Source organism: Micromonospora sp. S-DT3-3-22, assembly GCF_015354745.1.
In the GTDB taxonomy this organism is placed as follows: Bacteria; Actinomycetota; Actinomycetes; order Mycobacteriales; family Micromonosporaceae; genus Micromonospora; species Micromonospora wenchangensis.
Genome location: NZ_JACGMO010000079.1, coordinates 1 through 21,477, shown reverse-complemented (window position 1 = coordinate 21,477; position 21,477 = coordinate 1). Strand labels below are relative to the sequence as shown.

The following is a 21,477-nucleotide window of genomic DNA, read 5'->3' as shown; positions in this document are numbered from 1 at the left end:
CGAGCAACGACGATCCGGGCGCGGGACACGGCACGCATCAACTCCTGCACCGACGATGCGGGCGGAAGCACCGGCAGGAGCAGCCCGGTTCGGGTCAGGCGGTTCGCGGTGCTGCCGTGCTGGCCCGGGTCACCAGCCGGTTCGGCACCAGGCTGGTACCGGGCTCGACGGGCTGGTTGCGGATCTGTCGCAGCGCGGTGTCGACGCATCTGCGGCCTACTTCGGCGAAGTCCTGATGGATCGTGGTCAGCGGTGGGATGAACGAGGCGCTGTCCGGGATGTCGTCGAAGCCGATCACGCTGATGTCGCGGGGAACGACCCGTTGCTTCTCGTGCAACGCCCGCAGCACGCCGAGGGCCATCTGGTCGTTGCCGGCGAATACCGCGGTGCACGACGCCTCGTCTGCCAGCAGGAGGCCGGCGCGGTAGCCGGATTCGGCCGACCAGTCGCCGCGGTACATCGCCGGTACGGGCCGACCCGCCCCTTCGAGCACGCAGCGCCACGCCGTCGCCCGACGCCCGGCGGCGAAGGACTCCGGCGGCCCGGCGACGTGCCAGACGGTGTGGTGGCCGAGGTCGAGCAGGTGTTGGACGGCCTGCCGCGCGCCGTCGGCCTGATCGGTGTCCACCACGCTGTAACGGTCGCCGGCATCGGAGTCGACGACCACGACATGCACCCCTGGCGGGAGGACGAAATTCGCGGCGTCGAGCAGATGCACCTCCATCACCACGATGACGGCGTCCACCGCCAACTCGCCCAGTCGGGTGAACGCGCCCAGCACGCCGTGCTGGGTGGGTGTCGCCACGGGCATGAGCGTGATCACGTAACCGGCACGGCTGGCGTGGGTGGCGATCGCCTCGAGCAGCCGGCTGTTTCCCGTGGTGGACAGTGTGAAGATGATGACGCCGATGGTGCGGAACTCGCCGTTCTTCAGCGCCCGGGCCGCGCTGTTGGGCCGGTAGCCCAACTGCTGCATCGCCGCGAGAACCTGTTGGCGGGTGGACGCGACAACCCCGGGATGGCCGGTGGAGACGCGGGATACCGTCTGCGCGGAGACCCCGGCCGCTCGGGCCACGTCCGCCATCGACACGCGCCGGTGACGCCGGGTGATGCCTGACGATCCTGCGAGGGCCCGCGGCACACCGTCCGGCGATGCTGGGATCATCGCTACGGTGCTCCTTTCGCAGCCCGGCGGGCTGTTGAACGACACGATAAAGCAGCTGTCCGGTTCTTGCGCCATCCGAGGCTGGTGACATTATCGCCGACGATGTTTACGTAAACATCAGCAGCTTCCAACTGCTCGACGGCGACCCGATCGTGAACACCGGCGAGGATGCCAGGACCCGTGGCCCGAACGGTCTGGCGCCCCGGGGGCGTCGCCGTCGTGGAGACGACCCCGTAGAAAGACGTCGGAGGGATCCGGAACAGGCGTTCCGGATCCCTCCGACGTCAGGTTGGTGTCAGCCGCGGGTCCACCGCTGGTTGGCGCCTCCGTTGCAGGTCCACATGTTCACCGCTGATCCGTTCGCGGTCGCGTTGTTGGCGACGTCCAGGCACAGCCCGGACTGGACTCCCACCACGGTGTTGTTGGTGAGGGTCCACTGCTGGTTGGCACCGCTGCCGCAGTCCCAGAGGACCGCCGTGGCGCCCGGCGTCGTGCTCTGGCCGGAGACGTCCAGGCACTTGCCGAGCGACTGCAACTGGCGGGTGGAGGCGTTGTACGTCCACTGCTGGTTAGCCCCGGTGTGGCAGTCCCAGAGCGCCGGCCTGGTCCCGTTTGCGGAGTTGCTGTTCGGCACGTCGAGGCAACGACCCGACTGAGCGCCGATCAGCCTCGCCGTCGTTGTCCCCGTGGACGGGACCGGCGTTGTCGGCACGACGCCGCCCAGGTCGATGGTGCTGTACGTGACGGAGTTGACGGTGCTGCCGTTGTAGCCGCCGCTGAGCACCACCAGGCTGTGGCCGTCGGCCAGCGGAACCATGCCGCGGCTGTAGCCGCCGGCGACCTTGGAATCGACACGGGTCCAGGCGTTCGCGGCACCGCCCTGGGTGTTGACGAACACGTCGGTTGTGCTTTGCGCACTGACGACGAGGGTGCCGTTGGAGCCGCCGGTGGGAAGCCAGGTGATGTACGGGTTCCAGAAGGCGGTGTGGCCGTCGGTCGACCTCAGGACCTGGCCGGTGACTGAGCCGAACGCCTCGGGGTTGGAGGAGATCTTGTAATAGACCGCGAGGTTTCCCGCCGGCGAGCCCCCGTACTCGTACGTCATCACGTAGTTGCCGTTCGGCAGCTTCGCAACTGTCGACATGCCGGGCCGGTCGCTCTGGGTGGAGGTCGCCACGTCGTCGACGACGGGGCCCCAGTTGATGCCGTCCGTGCTGACCTGGTGCACCAGCTTCTGGCTGTGGCTGCTGTCTCGCTCGTCGGAGTAGTAGACGATGAGTCTGTTGCCGTTGACCAGGAAGAAGGGTTCCCAGACCGGTCTGCCCGCACCGTTGGCGATGTTCTTGACGAAGGTCCAGGTCTGCCCTTGGTTCGTGCTGGCGTACATGTCGATCTTGAACCCGGAGCGGTTACTGGGGACGGAGTCGCCGGCGGCCAGGATGGTCCCGGCGGGGAAGTTGCCGATCGCGGTGGGCAGTTCGAACAGCTGTGGCTGCCAGCGCATGCCCCAGCCGTTCTGCGTGTCGGCGACTTCCGAGATCTTGGTCCAGGTGTTGCCGGTGTCGGTGCTGCGGTAGATCGGGAAGACGGGCTTGCCGGTGGTGTACTGCTCGAAGGTGGCGAGCATGGTGCCGTTGGCCGACCCGCTGTGCTCCAGCCGTATCCCCCTGGGGTAGAGCGTGCCGGGGGCGGGGGTGCCGGGCGGCGGGGTGTACATGGTCTGCGAGGAGCGGGTGATGGCCTCGCTCACCGTGGGGAGGAGGACCGTGCCGACCGCCGCGACCAGGGCGAGCAGCAGGAGCAGGACAAGGAGGGGGAAAGGACGGGAAAGCGGGGCGGCGCCGGATCTGACGCCTGTCTGCTTCGGGAACATGTGCGGCTCCAATAGCGGGGGAACGAGGTTCTCGTCCGGGTCCGCCGCGTCGGGAGTGACCAGGTGGCGGTACGGCGGAGTTCAGGGAACTGTCAGCCGGGCGAGTTGGTGTCCAGCGGCTGGTCGTTGTCCTCGTAGGGTGCGTCGCCATCAAGGGGGTACGAGCACCCAGGCGATGCGCCTGTCCGGCTTCCTCATGGAGAGTCTCTCCTCCCAGGCGGGTGGGCCAGGGGTCAAGGCGTCTCCCCCGCCGGCCGCCAACGTCGACCGCGTCACCCTTGTCGATGTTTACGTAAACATCGACAAGAAGCGCGGCCCATCCGGACGCCGCAATCGAAGCTGATGTCCGATTTAAGCTCTAAATTGTTTACGCAAACATCGCTCGGCGATGATGTCACCAGCCTTATGGGGCGTCAAGGTGTCGGCCAGTTGGAGGGCATCACGACCACCGACTACCGCTGGCGGTCGGTACCGCTGACCGGCTTCGGGAGGGGGAGACGTTCGCAGGCCAAGGGGCATCGACACACCTGGTCCTCCGGTGGAGGATGGGGCGCATGGACGACGCGTACACGGTGGGCGATCCCGACGGCCTCTCCCCGCTGCTGCGGGAGATCCGCGACGCGGTGGCCCGGGAGCTGCACGCCCAGCTCGCCCTGCGGGCCGAGCACCTCGACCTGGCCGACGTGCCGGAGGTCGCCTACCAGGTGACCCTGGGCGTCGACCGGGTGCTCACCGGCCGGCTCACTCCACCCCGGCGTACGAGTGCAGGCCGGTGAAGAAGAAGTTCACCCCGAACAGGTTCATCAGCACGGTCAGGAAGCCGAGCACCGCGATCCAGGTCGCCACGTTGCGCCGGACGCTGGGCGTGGCGCGGGCGTGCAGGTAGCCGGCGTAGACCACCCAGGAGATGAACGCCCAGGTCTCCTTCGGGTCCCAGCCCCAGGCCCGGCCCCAGGCCGCCTCGGCCCAGATCGCGCCCGCGATCACCGCGAAGGTGAAGATCGGGAACGAGAAGGCGTGCAGCGCGAACGTCAGCCGCTCCAGGTCGGCCGCCCCGGGCAGCCGCCGGGCCAGCGTGTACGGGAAACTGCGCCGCCCCTGCTCGTAGCCGTTGCGCAGCAGGAACGACACCGCCGGCACCACGCCCAGCAGGAAGATGCCCGAGGAGAAGACGATCGTCGACACGTGGATGATGAACCAGTACGACTGGAGCGCCGGCATCAGCGGCACCACCGGGACGTAGAGCTTCAGCTCGGCGAAGGCCAGCAGCAGCACCATGACCAGGGTGAGGAACAGCCCGAGCCGGCGCAGTGACGGCCGCTTCCAGAGCACCACGAGCCAGGCGGCGGTCCCGATCCAGGTGACCGTCAGCACGAACTCGTACATGTTGCCCCAGGGCATCCGGTCGGCCGCGATGCCCCGGGTGACCAGCGCGCCGAGGTGCAGCGCGGCGGCGACCACGGTCAGCCCGGCGGCGATCCGCCCGGCCAGCCTGGCCCGCCCCGCCGACCGGCTCGGCCGGGCCGACGGCGGCGTGGTCCCGGGGGCGTCGGCCACCGGCCCGTCGACCTTGTCGACACCCGCGCCACCGACACCCGCGCCGACCAGTTCCCGCGCCGGGGCGACCCGGGCCGACACCGCACGGACGTTGCCCAGGGCGTACTCGACGGCGTGGCTGATCATCGCGATCAGGTACACCAGGATCGCGAACGTCACCAACTGGTCGGAGACTGCGGACATCACTCGACTCCCTCTCGCGCCCGCCGGTCGGGCCGCCCGTCGTCGCGTACCGCGGCGACGAGTTGCGCGAACTCCTCGGCGAACCCTGGATGCTCGGTGCGCGGCAGCCCACCGGCCGACACCAAACTACTACCGCCCGTCGGAGATCCACTGTCGGGGGGCGTCACCCGGAACCAGACCCGCCGACGGCGGCCGAACAGCGAACCCATCAGCCCGACCAGCAGCACCACGCAGGCGCCCAGCATCAGCTCCTCGCCCGGGTCGTGCCGGACGGAGAGGGTGACGTACCGCTTGGTGCCGAGGAACTCCAGCTTGCTGCCGTCGTCCAGGGTCCACGTCTCGCCCGGGGCGAGCTTCTTGTCGCCCACCTGCTTGAGCTTGCCGTTGGTCACCTGCCGCTGGTCGAGCTGGTAGACCGAGCCGGGGATGCCGGCGTCCAACCCCAGGTTGCCCCGGTAGGCGGCCAGCACCACGGCCGGGTTGCGCTCCTCGGGGAACCGCGACGACGCGAACGGCCCGGTGTCCGGGGCGGTCGGCAGGTACAGCCCCTCGAAGGCGACCTGCTGGTTGGCGTCCCGGCGGCCGGTCGCCGGGTCGACGTTGGCGTCCGGGAAGGCAGCCACCCCCTCGCTGGTGAGGTTGGCGTCGCCGCTGGTCAGAAACGGCACCGTGCTGGTCTGGCTGCGGCCGTACCGGTCGGTGTACCTCAGGATCGGGGCGTACCCGTGGCCCAGCAGGTAGACGTTGGCCGAGCCGAGCCGCAGCGGCGAGTTGACCGAGAAGTCGGCGGTCCGCCGGTCGGAGCCGTCCGGCCGGTCCACGGTCACGGTGGCGCGGTAGCTCTCCGGCTGCCCGGACGGCAGGAACCGGGCGTCGAAGTTGTCCAGGGTGAGGCAGAACGACGGCAGGTCGGCGCTGTCGACGCGCGGGCCGAGCTTCGCCTCGGCGTACTGCTGGCGGGTGTTGCAGAAGGCGTTGTCCGCGCCCGTGACCAGCAGGCGGTTGCCGTGCCAGCCGTACCACGAGCCGAGCGCGACGCCGATCAGCACGGCGACCAGCGAGGTGTGGAACAGCAGGTTGCCGGTCTCCTTGAGGTAGCCCTTCTCGGCGGAGACCTCGTTGCCGCGCACCTGCACCCGCCACCGGCGGCGACGCAGCACGGCGGCGATGGCCTGCGGGTCGGCGGCCCCCGGCGCCTCCAGCACGGTGTGCTGCGGCAGCCGGTCCATCCGCTTGGGCGCGGCCGGCGGCCGGGCCCGCAACGCCCGCACGTGGTCGCGCATCCGGGGCAGGATGCAGCCCACCAACGAGGTGAACAGCAGCAGGTAGATGGCGGAGAACCAGACCGAGCCGAACACCTCGAACGCGCCGATCCGGTCGAGCTGCGGGGCGAGTTCCGGGTGCTCGACGAAGTACCTGTCGACGTTCTCCGGGTTGACCCCGCGCTGCGGCAGCACCGAGCCGGGAATCGCGGCGACCGCGAGCAGGAACAGCAGGATCAGCGCGGTACGCATGCTGGTGAGCTGCCGCCACGAGTTGCGCAGCAGGGCCAGCAGCGGGTTCGGCCTTCGGCGGGGTGCCTCGGCGGGAGGGCTGGCCGGCCGGTCCTCGACGGTCGTCATCAGATGCTCACCTCGCCGGGCCCCACGGTCGTCTGCAACCAGATCACGAAGTTCTGCCAGCCGCCGGTGACCAGCGCCAGGCCGATCAGGATCAGCAGCACCCCGCCGATCCGGGTCACCCACCGGCTGTTGCGCCGCACCGCCCGGAACACCCCGAGCAGCCGGTGGAAGCCCAACCCGAAGACCACGAACGGCAACCCCAACCCCAGGCAGTACGCCACCGCCAGCACCACGGCCCGGTCGGTCTGCCCGCCGGTGGCGGCCATCCCCAGCACCGCGCCGAGCGTCGGGCCGGTGCACGGCATCCAGCTCAGCGCGAACACCGCGCCGAGCACCGGCGCGCCGAGCAGCCCGGCGGCGGGCAACCGACGGATGCGCAGTTCCCGCTGCATGCCGGGGAGCACCCCCAGGTAGCTGAGCCCGAGCAGGACGATCAGCGCGCCGATGACGACCTGGAAGGTGCGCTCGTAGTCGAAGAAGATCCGGCCGAAGCCGGCGAAGAGGATCGCGGTGGCGGTGAAGACGACGGTGAAGCCGGCGATGAACAGCAGCGTCCCGGCCAGCACCCGCCCCTTGACCGCCGCCACCGGCCGGGCCTCCGCCCGGGTCGCCGTCGCCACCGTGCCGTCAGGGCCGCCGTCGGAGGCCGCCCCGCCGGCCGGGGTGGTCGGCCGGGCGCGGCCCTCCAGGTCGGTGCCGGCCAGCCCGGTCACGTACGACAGGTAGCCGGGCATCAGCGGCAGCACGCACGGGGACAGGAAGCTGACCAGCCCGGCGAGCGCCGCCGCGCCGATGGCCAGCAGCAGCGGGCCGGACTGGGCGAGTTCGCGGAACGTCTCGCCCATCAGCGGGAACCGGTGGACGCCGGCTCTTCGGCGGCGATCCGCTCGACGATCGGGCGCAGCCCGTCGGTGGTGACGGCGGCCCGGATCACGGTGGCGATCCGGCCCTGCCGGTCGAGCACGACGGTGGCCGGGATGGTGTTCGGCGGGATGTCCAGGGCCAGCGCCAGCCGGCTGGCCGGGTCGAACAGGCTCGGATAGGTGACCCGGCCCTCCTCGAAGGCGATCGCCTTGTCCCGGCTGTCCTGCACGTTGATGCCGAGGAAGGTCACCCCGGCGGCCTTGGTGGCCTGGTAGGTCGCCTCCAGGTCGTCGGCCTCGGCGCGGCAGGGCGCGCACCAGGAACCCCAGAAGTTGATCACCACTACCTGGCCCCGGGCCTGGGAGGTGTCGTACCGGCCGCCGGTGAGCAGGTCACCGGCGATCGTCGGGGCGGCGGAGCGTTGCTCGGGGGCGCACTCGACGATGCCGCCGTTGTTGGCGCAGCGGCTCTCGTCGGTGCCGGAGGAGCAGCCGGCCAGCGCCGCCCCGGCGGTGACGGCGGCGAGCAGGACGGCCAGCGGCCTCCGGAAACGCATCTCAGGCCCCCTTGGCCGTCCGGGCTGTCGCGGACATGGCGATCAGGTGGGCGGCCGGTTCGGAGTACCCGATCCCGACCACCTTCGCCCCGTCGAAGTGGAAGGAGGTGAGGCTGGCCAGCCCACACTGCCGGCGACGCGGGTCGTGCCAGAGCCGCTTGCGTTCGACGTATCGGCGCAGCGTCCAGATCGGGAGCTGGTGGGAGACGATGACCGCCTCGCGCCCCTCGGCGGCCACCCGGGCGGCGTGCAGGCCGGCGAACATCCGCTCGGCGATGGCCCGGTAGGCCTCGCCCCAGCTCGGCGTCACCGGGTCGCGCAGCACCCACCAGTTGCGCGGGTCGCGGAACGAGCCGTCACCGGGCGAGACCTTCTTGCCCTCGAACCAGTTGGCGCTCTCGATCAGCCGCTCGTCCACTCCGACCGGGAGCCCGAACTGGCCGGCGATCGGCTCGGCGGTCTGCTGGGCGCGTTCCAGCGGGCTGGCCACCACGTGCACGATCTCCCGCTCGGCGACCGCCTGGGCGGCGGCCTTGGCCATCTGCACGCCCAGCTCCGACAGCCGGAAGCCGGGCAGGCGGCCGTAGAGGATCTGGTCCGGGTTGTGCACCTCGCCGTGCCGCAGCACGTGGACGACGGTCTTGCTCATTGGTGTTTACCCCCCGCTGCCTGCCGCTGCCGCTGCTGTCGCCGCGCCGGGCAGGGCGGCGGCGATGTGCTCCAGGGCGGCGTCGTCGAGCGCCGCCGACACGAACCACGACTCGAACGCGCTCGGCGGCAGGTAGACGCCGGCGGCGAGCATCGCGTGGAAGAACGCCTTGAACGCGGGCACCTGCTGGGTGCGGGCGCTGTCGTAGTCGACCACGTCGGCGTCGGTGAAGAAGATCGAGAACATGCTGCCCGCGTACGACAGGCGGTGCGGGACCCCGGCGGCGGCCAGCGCGTCGGCGGCGAGCTTGCCCACGACGGCGGCCGTGTCGTCGAGCCGGCGGTAGAGGGCGTCGTCGGCGAGCCGCAGGGTGGCCAGGCCGGCGGCGCAGGCGAGCGGGTTACCGGAGAGGGTGCCGGCCTGGTAGACCGGGCCGGCCGGGGCGAGCCGGGCCATGATCTCCGTGCGCCCGCCGAAGGCCGCGGCGGGCAGCCCACCCCCCATCACCTTCCCGTACGTCCACAGGTCGGCATCCGACGGGTCGAGGCCGTGCCAGCCGGAGCGGGAGACCCGGAAGCCGGTCATCACCTCGTCGACGATGAGCAGCGCGCCGTGGGCGTGGGCGATCGCGGCGAGCCGGGAGTTGAAGCCGTCGCGGGGGGCGACGACGCCCATGTTGCCGGCGGCGGCCTCGGTGATGACCGCCGCGATGTGCGGCCCCTGCGCGGCGAACGCCGCCTCGACGGCGGTGAGGTCGTTGTAGGGCAGCACGATGGTGTCGCCGGCCGCCGCGCCGGTGACCCCTGGCGAGTCGGGCAGGCCGAGGGTGGCGACGCCGGAGCCGGCGGCGGCGAGCAGCCCGTCGGAGTGGCCGTGGTAGCAGCCGGCGAACTTGATGATCTTGGATCGGCCGGTGAAGCCCCGGGCCAGCCGGATCGCCGACATGGTCGCCTCGGTGCCCGAGTTGACCAGCCGGACCTGCTCGACCGGGGTGCGGTCGACGATCTCGGCGGCCAGCTCCACCTCACCCGGGGTGGGGGTGCCGAAGCTGGTGCCGAGGGTGGCGGCCTCGCGGACCGCCTCGACCACCTCGGGGTGGGCGTGGCCCAGGATCAGCGGCCCCCACGAGCAGACCAGGTCGACGTAGCGTCGCCCGTCGGCGTCGTACATCCAGGGACCCTCCCCCCGGACCATGAAGCGCGGGGTGCCGCCGACGGCACGGAACGCGCGCACGGGGGAGTTGACCCCGCCCGGCACGATGGCCCGGGCGCGGTCGAACAGGGCCTCGGAGGCCGGCGCGTCGGCGGAGTAACGGCCGGTGCCGGCGGAAAAGGTATCGGTCACGATGCGGCCCATTGTGTCAGCGCCGGCCGGGGAATCCGCAGCCACCCCGGGGCCGGGTTACCCGGCTCACCCCACCCGACGCCGGTCGGCGGACCTGCCGCCCGCACGGCGGATCGTCTCACCGGGCCGGGTTGGCGGGTTCGCGATAGGCTGACCGGGTGGATCGTGCCGAACTGTCCATCACGGTACACCGGACGGGCGACGAAGTGGTGCTGCGCCTGGCCGGTGAGATCGACATGCTCACCGCCGCCCAGCTGTCGACCGTCGTGAACGAGGTGCTCGCCGATCCTCCGCCGCGCATCGTGCTCGACCTGGCCGGGGTGACCTTCTGCGACTCCCAGGGGCTGGGCACGCTGGTGGTGCTCAGCCGCAAGGCCAGCCACTCCCAGTGCCTGCTGATCCTGAGCAACGTGGGCGACTTCCTGCTCCGCGTCCTCGACATCACCGGCCTCCGCTCCGCCCTGATGATCCGTAACGAGACCCCCTCCGGCTGACCGGTCAGCCGACCGGGGTGTCGCGGCGGCGGAAGGACACGAATCCGGCCGCGCAGAACACCCCGGCCAGCGCGGTCAGGACCAGCAGCGGGGTGACGCTCCAGCCCGCCCGCAACACCTGCGGGGTGTGCGTGAACGGCGACAGGTCCAGCAGCCACTGGCTCAGCTCCAGCACCGCGCCGAGCTGACCGAGCAGCACCGCCAGCGCGAGCACCACCCAGGCCGTCGCGGCGAACCGGGGCAGCAGCCCGTACAGCAGCACCGCCAGGCCGGCCAGCACCCAGGCCGCCGGCACCTGCGCCAGGCCGGCACCGAGCATCCGGGGCAGTTGGCCCGGCACGTCGTCGATGCTGAGCCCGTAGGTCAGACCGGCCGCCAGACCGGTCAGCGCCAGTGCCACCACCGGCCCCAGCAGGGCGAACAGCAGGTGCGCGGCGAGCCAGGCCGACCGGTGCACCCCGGCGGCCAGCACCGGCTCGACCCGCCCGGCGGCCTCCTCCGACCGCATCCGCAGCGCCGCCTGGACGCCGTACCCGGCGGCGGCCAGCCCGGCCACCCCCAGCGACGCCCCCAGGTACGCCTCGGCCAGCCCCGACGCGCCACCCAGCCGGGCCATCACCTGTTCCAGCGCGGCGTTGCCGGCGACCGACCGGCCGGCGGACTCGGCGGCACCGCCGACGACCAGCCCGAGCAGGCCGAAGCCCACCGACCAGCCCAGCAGTTGCCCCCGGTGCAGCCGCCAGGCCAGCCCGAACGGCCCGGACAGTGCCCGCCCGGCCCGCGCCGGTCCCGGCCGCGACGGCAGCACGCCGGCACCGAGATCCCGCCGCACCGACACCGGGTACGTCACCACGGCCAGCAGCACGGTCAACGCGACCGGCAGCGCCAGCACCCACCACCGCTCCCCCTCGTACGCGCGGATGCGCGGGGCCCAGCCCAGCGGGGAGAACCAGCTCGGCCACTCCTGCCGCGAGGTGTCCCCGACCAGCCGGAGCGCGAACGTCACCCCGAGCACCCCGACGGCGATCCCGCGTGCCCCACCGGCCGTCTGGGTGAGCTGGGCGGCCAACCCGCCCACCGTGGCGAAGACCACCCCCACCAGCGCCACCGACAGCCCGTACGCCAGCGAGCCCGCCGCCGGCAGCCCGGTCGCGGCCAGCCCGGCGGCGGTGAGCAGACCGAGCACCAGGCTGGCCGCGTACGTCACCAGCAGCGCGGCGGTGAGCCCGGCGTGCCGGCCGAGGACGGTCGCGCCGAGCAGTTCCCGCCGGCCGGCCTCCTCCTCGGTGCGGGTGTGCCGGATGACGGTGAGCAGGGCGGCCAGTCCGACGATCACCTGGAGGAAGCCGCCCCGCTGGGCCGTCAGCGCGCCGACGCTGTCGCCGTAGACCGGGCCGAGCAGCGCCACCACCGACGGGCTGCGGGCGGTGCCGTCGGCGTACGCGGCCCGCTCGGCGGCGGTCGGGAACAGCGCGAGGAAGCTGCCCGCGTACGACACCGGCAGGACGGCCAGCGGCAGCACCCAGAGCGGCAGGACGATCCGGTCCCGGCGCAGGATCAGCCGGGTCAGGTGACCGGTGCCGGTGAGGGTGCTCATCGCCGTGCCCCCGTCGGCCGGTCGCCGCCCGACGCGGCGGCGGGGGCCGGGGGCGTCTCGTAGTGGCGCAGGAACAGTTCCTCCAGCGTCGGCGGCTGGCTGACCAGGCTGCGCACGCCGATCTCGGTGAGCCGGCGCAGCGCGGTGTCGAGCGCGACGGTGTCGACGTCGAAGCGGACCCGCTCGCCGTCGACCCGCAGGTCGTGCACGCCGGGCAGGTCGGCCAGGCCGTCGACCGGGCCGGCCAGTTCGGCGTCGATCGCGGTGCGGTGCAGGTGGCGCAGCTCGGTCAGGGTGCCGGTCTCGACGTGACGCCCGTTGCGGATGATCGTCACCCGGTCGCAGAGCGCCTCCACCTCGGCGAGGATGTGGCTGGACAGCAGCACGGTGCGGCCGTCGCGCCGGGCCCGGTCGATCCAGTGCTGGAACACCTCCTCCATCAGCGGGTCCAGCCCGGAGGTGGGTTCGTCGAGGATGAGCAGTTCGACGTCGGAGGCGAGCGCGGCGACCAGGCCGACCTTCTGCCGGTTGCCCTTGGAGTAGGTGCGCCCCTTCTTGCGGGGGTCCAGCTCGAACGACTCCAGCAGCTCGGCGCGGCGCTTCGGGTCGAGCCCGCCGCGCATCCGTCCGAGCAGGTCGATCACCTCGCCGCCGGACAGCTGCGGCCAGAGGGTGACGTCACCCGGCACGTACGCCAGGCGGCGGTGCAGTGCGACGGCGTCGCGCCACGGGTCGCCGTCGAGCAGTCGGACGGCCCCCGCGTCCGCCCGGAGCAGCCCGAGCAGCACCCGGATGGCGGTCGACTTGCCGGCGCCGTTCGGGCCGAGGAAGCCGTGCACCTCGCCGGCCCGGACGGTCAGGTCGAGCCCGTCGAGTGCCCGGGTGCGGCCGAAGGTCTTCACCAGACCGGTCACCGCTATCGGAGTTTCCATAATTCGGAAGCTACGCTCGTTTCACAAAGTTGTGAAGCCTGTGGTCGGTGCGGCACCATCGCCAGCACCACCGACACCCCGAGGAGCAGCGATCCGATGTCTGACGACCGTCAACCCGGCCACGACGACGAGGTCCACCTCTTCGTCGAACGGATGGCGATGGCCTTCGCGGACGTCGGCTTCCCCCGGATGGCCGCCCGGGTCCTGTTCGCCGTGATGAGCGCCGACGGGCCGCTGACCGCCGCCGAGATCGGCGAGCGGCTGGGGGTCAGCGCGGCGGCCGTCTCGGGCGCGGTGCGCTACCTGACCCAGTTCGGGATGCTGGTCCGCGAGCCGGTCCCCCGCTCCCGCCGGGACCGCTACCGGGTGCCGGACAACCCCTGGTACGAGGGGACCATCACCAAGACCGGCCTCTACAAGAACTTCATCGACATCGCCGCCGCGGGCGTCGACGCGCTGGGCGGTCCGGGCACCCCGGGCGGCGAGCGGGTGGCCGAGATGCGCGACTTCTTCATCTTCATCCAGGAGGAGATCGACTCCCTCGGCGAGCGCTGGCGGGTCCGCCGGGCCGCCACCGGCCACGCCGACCGGCCGCCCACCTGATCACGTCGCCACCCCACCGGACCCCATCCGCCAGCGGGCCGGCCCGTCGCCCGCCCGCCGGCGGCCCGTCGGTCAGGCGGTGTTGCCCCAGCGGGCCTGTTCCAGGATGTCCAGGGCACGCTGCCGGGCCTCCGGGTCGTCCTCGACCCGGAGCAGGGCGCTCGCCTCGTCCACCGCGTCGGTGAGCACCCGCCACTGGGCGTCGCGCTCACGCACCACGTCGGACTGCGCCGCCAACTGCCGGGTCTTCACCCACAACTCCACGAACACCGACACCTTGGCCCGCAGCACCCACGGGTCGAACGGCTTGGTCAGGTAGTCGACCGCCCCGACCGCGTAGCCGCGCAGCGCCAACTGGGCGTCCCGGTCCGCGGCGGTGAGGAAGATGATCGGCACGTGCCGGGTCCGTTCCCGGCGCTTGATGTGACTGGCCGTCTCGAAACCGTCCATGTCGGGCATCTGGGCGTCCAGCAGGATGACCGCGAAGTCGTCCACCAGCAGTTGCTTCAGCGCCGCCTCACCGCTCTCCACGGCCACCGACTGGACCGGGAGCCCCTGGAGGATCGCCTCCAGGGCCATCAGGTTCTCCCGACGGTCGTCGACCAGCAGCGCCTTGGCCGTCTGCGTCACGAATTCTCCCTGTCTCGGCGGCCACTGATCCAGGACGCCATCCGCTCGATCAGCCCGTCCAGGTCCACCGGCTTGGTGATGTAGTCGCTACCCCCGGCAGCCAGCGCCGACTCCCGGTCGCCGGGCATCGCCTTCGCGGTGAGGAAGACGATCGGCAGGTCCGCGAAGCGGTGGTTACGGCGGATCTGCCGGGTCGTCTCGTAACCGTCCTGGTCGGGCATCATGGCGTCCATCAGTACGATGTCCACCTCCGGATGCTCGGCCAGCACGCGAACACCGTCCGCGCCGTTGTCCGAGTACAGCACGGTCATCCCGTGCAGTTCCAACGCGCTGGTCAACGCGAACACGTTGCGTACGTCGTCGTCGACGATGAGTACGGTTGCGCCGTCCAACTGGCGGGTGGCCGGGGCCTCCGGCGCGGGCAGCAGCTCCATCGGCGGCATCAGCAGCGACGACGGCAGGCCCGCGCGCTGCGGCGACGGCGACTGCGGCGCCACCACCGCGTCCGGCGCCAGCACGTCCGGTACGAAGAGGGTGAACGTCGAGCCCTGCCCCGGTGCGGAGGTCACGGTGATCGTGCCGCCGATCAGCCGCGCCAGGTCCCGGCTGATCGACAGGCCCAGCCCGGTGCCGCCGTAACGCCGGCTGGTGGTGCCGTCGGCCTGCTGGAACGCCTCGAAGATGATGCTCAGCTTGTCGTCGGAGATGCCGATGCCGGTGTCGATAACGGTGAAGGCGATCACCTGCCGGGCGTTGGTCAGCGCCGGCACGTCGAAGACGACGTTCTCCGCCGCCGGGCCGATCCGCAGGGTGACCGCGCCGTTGTCGGTGAACTTCACCGCGTTGGAGAGCATGTTGCGCAGGATCTGCTGCAACCGCTGGGCATCGGTCACCAGCGCCGGCGGCAACTCCTTGGCCACCCGCACCTGGAAGTCGAGGTTCTTCTCCTCGGCCTGCGGGGCGAACGCCTGCTCCACGTAGCTGCGGATCTCGGCGAACCGGATCTCCGTCGGCTCGACGTCCATCCGGCCGGCCTCGATCTTGGACAGGTCCAGGATGTCGTCGATCAGCGAGAGCAGGTCCGAGCCGGCGCTGTGGATCGTCCGGGCGAACTCGATCTGCTTGCGGCTGAGGTTCTGCTCCGGGTTCTCGGCCAGCAGCCGGGCCAGCAGCAGCAGCGAGTTCAGCGGCGTACGCAGCTCGTGGCTCATGTTCGCCAGGAACTCCGACTTGTACGCCGACGCCCGGGTGAGCTGCTGGGCCTTCTCCTCCAGCCCCAGCCGGGCCAGCTCGATCTCCCGGTTCTTGGTCTCGATGTTGCCCTTCTGCTCGCTCAGCAGCTTCGCCTTGTCCTCCAGCTCGGCGTTGGTGCGCTGCAACTCCGCCGACTGGTCCTGCAACTCCAGCGCCAGCCGCTGCGACTGGGCCAGCAGTTCCTCCGTACGCCGGTTGGCCTGGATGGTGTTGACCGCGATGCCGATGGTGAGCACCAGCCGCTCCAGGAACGCCAGGTGCAGCTCCGAGAAACGGGCCACGCTGGCGAACTCGATCACCCCGAGCAGTTCGCCCTCGAACAGGATCGGCAGCACCACCAGGTCGGACGGGAGCGTGTCGGCCAGCCCGGAGCGCAGGGTGATCCGGCCGTCGGGCAGCGCGTTGAGCCGGATCGTCCGGCGGGAGAGCGCGGCCTGACCGACGAGCCCCTCACCGGGCCCGAAGGTCACGTCGTGCCCCCGCGCCACATAGCCGTACGACGCGGTCAGCCGCAGCCGCATCACCCCCTCGGAGGTGTCCGCCAGGAAGAACGCACCGAGCTGCGCGTCGACGAGCGGGGTCACCTCCATCATGATCATGCGGCAGACCTCGCCCAGGTCCCGCTGGCCCTGGAGCAGGCCACCGATGCGGGCCAGGTTGGAGTCGAGCCAGCCCTGCTCGGCGTTCTTCTTGGTCGTCTCCCGCAGGGTGACGATCATCTGGTTGATGTTGTCCTTCAGCTCGGCGACCTCGCCCTGCGCCTTGACCGCGATCCGCTGGGTCAGGTCGCCCCGGGTCACCGACGTGGAGACCTGGGAGATCGCCCGGAGTTGGGTGGTCAGGGTCGAGGCGAGCTGGTTCACGTTCTCCGTGAGGTCCCGCCAGGTGCCCGAGACGCCCTTCACCTGCGCCTGACCGCCGAGCTTGCCCTCGATGCCGACCTCGCGGCCCACCCGGGTCACCTCGTCGGCGAACGAGCTGAGCTGGTCCACCATCGTGTTGACGGTGTTCTTCAGCTCCAGGATCTCGCCCTGCGCGTCCACGGTGATCTTCTGGCCGAGGTCGCCCTTGGCCACCGCCGTGGTCACCGAGGCGATGTTACGCACCTGACTGGTCAGGTTCGACGCCATCGAGTTCACGTTGTCGGTGAGATCCCGCCAGGTGCCCGACACGCCCTTCACCTGGGCCTGACCGCCGAGCTTGCCCTCGGTGCCCACCTCACGGGCCACCCGGGTCACCTCGTCGGCGAACGAGGAGAGCTGGTCCACCATCGTGTTGACCGTGTTCTTCAGCTCCAGGATCTCGCCCTGCGCGTCCACCGTGATCTTCTGCGACAGGTCGCCCTTCGCCACCGCCGTGGAGACCTGCGCGATGTTACGCACCTGACTGGTCAGGTTCGACGCCATCGAGTTCACGTTGTCGGTGAGGTCCCGCCAGGTGCCGGCGACCCCGCGTACCTGGGCCTGACCGCCGAGCTTGCCCTCGGTGCCCACCTCACGGGCCACCCGGGTCACCTCGTCCGCGAACGAGGAGAGCTGGTCGACCATCGTGTTGACCGTGGACTTCAGCTCCAGGATCTCACCCCGGGCGTCGACGGTGATCTTCTGACTCAGGTCACCCTTGGCGACCGCCGTGGTGACCGACGCGATGTTACGCACCTGGGACGTCAGGTTGGACGCCATCGAGTTCACGTTGTCGGTCAGGTCCCGCCAGGTGCCGCTCACGCCCTTGACCTGCGCCTGACCGCCCAGCTTGCCCTCGGTACCCACCTCACGGGCCACCCGGGTCACCTCGTCGGCGAACGACGAGAGCTGGTCGACCATCGTGTTCACGGTGTTCTTCAGCTCCAGGATCTCACCCTGCGCGTCCACCGTGATCTTCTGCGACAGGTCGCCCTTCGCCACCGCCGTGGAGACCTGGGAGATGTTGCGGACCTGACTGGTCAGGTTGCCGGCGAGCTGGTTGACGTTCTCCGTCAGGTCCCGCCAGGTGCCCGAGACGCCGCGTACCTGCGCCTGGCCGCCGAGCTTGCCCTCGATGCCCACCTCACGGGCCACCCGGGTCACCTCGTCCGCGAACGACGAGAGCTGGTCCACCATCGTGTTCACGGTGTCCTTCAGCTCCAGGATCTCACCCTGCGCCGCCACCGTGATCTTCTGGCTCAGGTCGCCCCGGGCCACCGCCGTGGAGACCTGCGCGATGTTACGCACCTGACTGGTCAGGTTCGACGCCATCGAGTTGACGCTGTCGGTGAGGTCCTTCCAGGTGCCCGCGACGTTCGGCACGTCGGCCTGCCCACCGAGCTTGCCCTCGGTGCCCACCTCGCGCGCCACCCGGGTCACCTGCTCGGCGAACAGGCGCAGCGTGTCGGTCAGCGAGTTCATCGTGTCGGCCAGCTCGGCGACCTCGCCCCGCGCCCCGACCGTGATCTTCTGCGACAGGTCGCCCCGGGCCACCGCCGTCGCCACCTGGGAGATCGACCGCACCTGGCCGGTCAGGTTCGACGCCATCGTGTTCACCGAGTCGGTGAGGTCCTTCCAGGTGCCGGCGACGCCCCGCACGTCCGCCTGACCACCCAACTTGCCCTCGGTGCCCACCTCACGGGCCACCCGGGTCACCTCGTTGGAGAACGACGAGAGCTGCCCGACCATCGTGTTGACCGTCCGGCCGATCCGCAGGTACTCACCGCGCAGCGGGCGACCGTCGATCTCCAGCTCCATGTGCTGGGAGAGGTCGCCGTCGGCCACCGCCATGATCACCCGGGCGATCTCGGTGGTCGGCCGGCCCAGGTCGTCGATGAGCGAGTTGACCGCCCGCTGGCCCTCCGCCCAGGAGCCGTCCAGGCCCTCCTCGTCCAGGCGTTCGGTCAGCCGGCCGTCCCGGCCCACCACCCGGCTGATCCGGCGCAGGTCCAGGTGCTGCCGCTCCTGGAGCGACACCACCTCGTTGAAGGCGTCCGCCACCTCACCGGCCGCGCCCGCACGCCGGGGCAGCCGTACCTTGAAGTCGCCCCGGCCGACCCGCCGCAGCGCCTCCGACAGCTCACCGAGGAGCGCGTCATGCTCGGAAGCGGACCCGTCCGCCGTCACCGACTGTTTCGCGGTCATCATTCCTCGCTCAACTCGGAGGGCTCCCGGCGTGCCGACACGCCGACTTCCCCTCATTGTGCCCGGGTCGTCGCCGGGCCCCCGGATACGACGTGCCCAGCGACGACGCGGCGTCCGCCCCGCCCCGCACCGACGTGGTCCAGCACGCCGCCCGCCGGCCCCGCCCGTACCGCCACCCGGCGGGCCCCGCCCGGCCCGACGGCGGAGGGTGACCACCACCGACCGATCGGTGCGGCGGGTGTGACGGTACGTGGTGCGGCTTGGCACCCGGCCGGTGGCGGTAGAGGATACGGGGGTGTCAGCGGAGCCGGGGGCCGGGACAGACGCGGGACGGGACGAGCACGTCCGGCGCGTCCGGCTGCCCGCCGACCGGCGAACCCCGGCCGCCGCCCGCGCCGTGGTCCGCTCCGTGCTCGCCGAAGCCGACCTCGACGAACTGCTCAACGAGGCGCTGCTGCTGACCACCGAGCTCTCCACCAACGCCGTCGAACACGCCCGTACCGAACTGGACATCGAGGTCGTCGCCGACCAGATCGGCCTGACCGTCACCGTCTCCGACTTCGCCGCCGGGCCGGTCGACGAACTGGTCGTCGGCATCCGCAACGACACCGACCAGATCGGCGAGGTCTCCGCGCGGGGGCGGGGACTGCTCCTGGTCGACCACTTCGCCAGCCGCTGGGGCACCACCTACCTGCCCACCGGCAAGGGGGTGTGGTTCCGGCTCGACCGGCACGGCGACCACGGCGACGCGCCACGCGCCCCGTACCCGCCACCCGGGCAGGCCGACAGCGAACCGGCGACCACCGCGCCGAGCGCCGCCGCGATGAGCGAACTCACCCAGACCAGCCCCGACCCGTACGCCGACGAACCGCTCACCGAGTTCGCCACCGACCTGCTCACCCGGGTCGCCGAGATGGTGGGCGCGGCCGGCGGGGTGATCCGGCTGGACCGGGGCGAGGGGGAGGGCCCGCAGGTGCTGGCCCGGTACGGCCGTCAGCCCCGCCCCGGCAACGAGCTGTTGCAGGTGCCGCTGGCCGTGCACCGGCCGTACGTCGGGGAACTGGAGCTGGACGCGGCACCGTCGGCGTACGCCCGGCCGTTGGCCGTCCTCGCCGCCGAACGACTCGCCCTGCATCTGGAGAACGACCGGCTGCGCCGGGCCGACGTCCGCCGCTCGGCCTGGCTGACCTTCCTCGCCGAGGCCAGCGAACTGCTCGCCCAGTCGCTCGACGTCGACCTGACCATGGCACTGATCCCGCAGCTGGTGGTGCCCCGGCTCGGCCAGTGGTGCGCGGTGCACACCACCGACGAGTGGGGTCGGCTCAGGCTGGCCGCGTCCAGTCACGCCGACGAGTCCGTCCTGCCCCAACTGCACAAGGTGCTTGAGGAGTCCGGCCCGGACTCGGTCCAGGCCCGGCTGCGGGAGGCGTCGCGGACCGGGTCGCAGGTGCCGCTCGGCGGGCCGATGGAGGGTTTCGCCGTGCCGCTGGTCGCCCGCAGCCAGCGCCTCGGCACCCTGGCCGTGGGACGGCACCAGCGGCACCGGCACGACCCGGACGAGGTCGCGGTGCTGGAGGACGTGGCCCGGCGGGCCGGCCTCGCCATCGAGAACGCCCGCATCCACGCCGAACGGCGTCGGGTGGCGCAGACCCTCCAGCAGTCGCTGCTGCCGCCGGTGCTCCCCGTCGTCGAGCGCATCGGTTTCGCCGCCGAGTACGTCCCGACCGGCGACGAGGCCGAGGTCGGCGGCGACTTCTACGACGTGGTGCCGCTGCCGGACGGGCGCTGGCTGGTGGTGGTCGGCGACGTGTCCGGCAAGGGGGTGCAGGCGGCGGCGGTGACCGGGCTGGTCCGGGACGTGATCCGGGTGCTGGTCGGGGACGGCAAGCCGCTGCCCGAGGCGTTGGCCCGGCTCAACGACACGCTTGTCGAGCGGGGTGGAGGGCGGTACTGCACGCTGGCCCTGGCGGCGGTCGGGCCCGGCGACGGCGACCGGCTCGACGTCTCGCTGCACCTGGCCGGGCACGACCGGCCGGTGCTGCTGCACGGGACCGGTGGGGCCAACTTCGTCGGCATCGGGGGCACGGCGCTCGGTCTGCTCGACGCGATCACCTCCCCGGCGGCGGAGATCGTGCTCGCGCCGGGCGATGCGCTGATCTTCTATACCGACGGGGTCACCGAGCGGCGGCGCGGCCGGGAACTCTTCGGCACCGAACGGCTCCGGGAGGCCGCCGCCCCGCTGGCCGGCTACTCCGCCGACGTGGTCGCGGCCCGGCTACGGTCCGCCGCGATCAACTTCTCGGTCGAGTCGCCCCGCGACGACATCGCCATCCTGGTGCTGCGCAACGACGCCCTCTGAGCGCCGACTTCTTGATCCACTCTATTTCGCCTCAACAGTGGTGTCGTGCGCGTCGGATACCGCAGTTGGGCGGACAACGAGTCGATCACTGCGGCCCGGCGCGCGGGGGGCTGGCGTATGGGGGCTGGGGTGCGGGGGCTGGTCAGAGGCCGCCGGGGAGGCGGCCGGGGGCGAGCCGGCGGTGCGGGTCGAGGTGTTCCTTCGCCTCGCGCAGCCGGGGAATCACCGCCGCCTCACCCCACACGTCGACCTCACGACGCACCGCCGCAGGCGCGGCGACCACCACGCACCGGCCCCGGCGGGTGAGGAGCACCCCACGGACGGCGGCGAGGATGCCGGCCACCCGGTCGACCGGAAGCGACCCGGGCAGCGCGGCGTGCACCACGCCCAGCCCGGCGGAGCCGCGTACCGACTGCGGCGTGCCGGCGGCGTCGCGCAGCGCGTAGACGGCGGCGTGCAGGTCGGCGGCCGGGGCCTCGACCCGCAGCGCGGTGTCGCCCGGGGCGAACGGGTAACGCCGCCACCAGGCCGGGGCGTCCGGGGCGAGGCTGGCCGTGGCACCGAGCAGGGCCAGCAGGCGGTCGGCCCGCTCGGCCACCTCGGACCGGCCGCCCTCCAGCAGCACGGACAGCTCACCGGCGCTGCCCCGGGGAGGCGGCGGGGCGGCCCGGCGGCCGGCCATCGCGGG

Annotated in this window: 16 protein-coding genes and 1 pseudogene; 4 read left to right on the top strand and 13 right to left on the bottom strand. The window is 71.7% G+C overall.

Annotated features, from left to right (window positions below):
• Positions 1 to 94: 94 nt before the first annotated feature.
• Together H1A17_RS21725 and H1A17_RS21720 are read right to left on the bottom strand one after the other, a co-directional pair.
• A complete protein-coding gene (locus H1A17_RS21725; protein WP_228543996.1) occupies positions 95 to 1,240 on the bottom strand; it encodes a LacI family DNA-binding transcriptional regulator in 1,146 nt (381 codons plus the stop codon).
• A gap of 220 nt (positions 1,241 to 1,460) precedes the next feature.
• Complete coding sequence (locus H1A17_RS21720; RefSeq protein ID WP_194822760.1) at positions 1,461 to 3,038, bottom strand: ricin-type beta-trefoil lectin domain protein; 1,578 nt, start codon at positions 3,036 to 3,038, stop codon at positions 1,461 to 1,463.
• A 554-nt stretch (positions 3,039 to 3,592) separates the two neighbouring features.
• Here H1A17_RS21720 and H1A17_RS21715 point away from each other — a divergent pair.
• Positions 3,593 to 3,814, top strand: coding sequence for a hypothetical protein (locus tag H1A17_RS21715; RefSeq protein WP_145917421.1), 222 nt, complete (start codon positions 3,593 to 3,595; stop codon positions 3,812 to 3,814).
• On the opposite strand, the gene ccsB is transcribed toward H1A17_RS21715, so the two are convergent.
• Genes ccsB through hemL form a run of 6 tightly spaced genes read right to left on the bottom strand, consistent with a single transcriptional unit; the run spans position 3,780 to position 9,813 of the window.
• The gene (gene ccsB / locus H1A17_RS21710; RefSeq protein WP_194822759.1) at positions 3,780 to 4,778 is read right to left on the bottom strand and encodes a c-type cytochrome biogenesis protein CcsB; all 999 of its coding nucleotides are present in this window, start codon (positions 4,776 to 4,778) and stop codon (positions 3,780 to 3,782) included. The two genes, H1A17_RS21715 and ccsB, sit on opposite strands and share 35 nt — an antisense overlap.
• Positions 4,778 to 6,400 carry a cytochrome c biogenesis protein ResB gene (locus H1A17_RS21705; protein WP_194822758.1) on the bottom strand — a complete coding sequence of 541 codons (1,623 nt, stop codon included), beginning with the start codon at positions 6,398 to 6,400 and terminating at the stop codon, positions 4,778 to 4,780. The genes ccsB and H1A17_RS21705 overlap by 1 nt, the downstream gene beginning before the upstream one ends.
• On the bottom strand, positions 6,400 to 7,245 hold the full coding sequence (locus H1A17_RS21700; RefSeq protein ID WP_194822757.1) for a cytochrome c biogenesis CcdA family protein: 846 nt from the start codon (positions 7,243 to 7,245) through the stop codon (positions 6,400 to 6,402). The genes H1A17_RS21705 and H1A17_RS21700 overlap by 1 nt, the downstream gene beginning before the upstream one ends.
• A complete protein-coding gene (locus H1A17_RS21695; protein ID WP_145917417.1) occupies positions 7,245 to 7,820 on the bottom strand; it encodes a TlpA disulfide reductase family protein in 576 nt (191 codons plus the stop codon). The genes H1A17_RS21700 and H1A17_RS21695 overlap by 1 nt, the downstream gene beginning before the upstream one ends.
• A gap of 1 nt (position 7,821) precedes the next feature.
• Entirely contained in the window at positions 7,822 to 8,469 is a 648-nt protein-coding gene (locus H1A17_RS21690) for a histidine phosphatase family protein (RefSeq protein ID WP_088642050.1), read from the bottom strand.
• A 6-nt stretch (positions 8,470 to 8,475) separates the two neighbouring features.
• Positions 8,476 to 9,813 (bottom strand): glutamate-1-semialdehyde 2,1-aminomutase, encoded by a 1,338-nt coding sequence (hemL, locus tag H1A17_RS21685; protein WP_145917416.1) that lies wholly within the window; start codon positions 9,811 to 9,813, stop codon positions 8,476 to 8,478.
• A 158-nt stretch (positions 9,814 to 9,971) separates the two neighbouring features.
• Here hemL and H1A17_RS21680 point away from each other — a divergent pair, with 158 nt between their 5' ends.
• Positions 9,972 to 10,307: an STAS domain-containing protein gene (locus H1A17_RS21680; RefSeq protein WP_145917415.1), complete on the top strand. Its 336-nt coding sequence runs from the start codon at positions 9,972 to 9,974 to the stop codon at positions 10,305 to 10,307.
• A 4-nt stretch (positions 10,308 to 10,311) separates the two neighbouring features.
• Here H1A17_RS21680 and H1A17_RS21675 read toward each other — a convergent pair whose 3' ends face one another.
• A complete protein-coding gene (locus H1A17_RS21675; protein ID WP_194822756.1) occupies positions 10,312 to 11,904 on the bottom strand; it encodes an ABC transporter permease in 1,593 nt (530 codons plus the stop codon).
• Entirely contained in the window at positions 11,901 to 12,836 is a 936-nt protein-coding gene (locus H1A17_RS21670; RefSeq protein WP_194822755.1) for an ABC transporter ATP-binding protein, read from the bottom strand. The genes H1A17_RS21675 and H1A17_RS21670 overlap by 4 nt, the downstream gene beginning before the upstream one ends.
• Positions 12,837 to 12,932: 96 nt before the next feature.
• Between H1A17_RS21670 and H1A17_RS21665 the strand changes: the two genes are divergently transcribed.
• Positions 12,933 to 13,439 (top strand): GbsR/MarR family transcriptional regulator, encoded by a 507-nt coding sequence (locus tag H1A17_RS21665; RefSeq protein WP_145917412.1) that lies wholly within the window; start codon positions 12,933 to 12,935, stop codon positions 13,437 to 13,439.
• A gap of 72 nt (positions 13,440 to 13,511) precedes the next feature.
• Here H1A17_RS21665 and H1A17_RS21660 read toward each other — a convergent pair whose 3' ends face one another.
• Together H1A17_RS21660 and H1A17_RS21655 are read right to left on the bottom strand one after the other, a co-directional pair.
• Positions 13,512 to 14,069 carry a two-component system response regulator gene (locus tag H1A17_RS21660; RefSeq protein ID WP_145917411.1) on the bottom strand — a complete coding sequence of 186 codons (558 nt, stop codon included), beginning with the start codon at positions 14,067 to 14,069 and terminating at the stop codon, positions 13,512 to 13,514.
• Positions 14,066 to 18,433 (bottom strand): HAMP domain-containing protein, encoded by a 4,368-nt coding sequence (locus tag H1A17_RS21655; RefSeq protein ID WP_145917410.1) that lies wholly within the window; start codon positions 18,431 to 18,433, stop codon positions 14,066 to 14,068. Before H1A17_RS21655 ends, H1A17_RS21660 begins: the two co-directional genes overlap by 4 nt.
• 292 nt (positions 18,434 to 18,725) lie before the next feature.
• Between H1A17_RS21655 and H1A17_RS21650 the strand changes: the two genes are divergently transcribed.
• Positions 18,726 to 20,789 (top strand): SpoIIE family protein phosphatase, encoded by a 2,064-nt coding sequence (locus H1A17_RS21650; protein ID WP_194822754.1) that lies wholly within the window; start codon positions 18,726 to 18,728, stop codon positions 20,787 to 20,789.
• 142 nt (positions 20,790 to 20,931) lie between these two features.
• On the opposite strand, the pseudogene H1A17_RS21645 reads toward H1A17_RS21650, so the two are convergent.
• Positions 20,932 to 21,477, bottom strand: a pseudogene (locus H1A17_RS21645) (FAD-binding oxidoreductase); the annotation flags it as partial.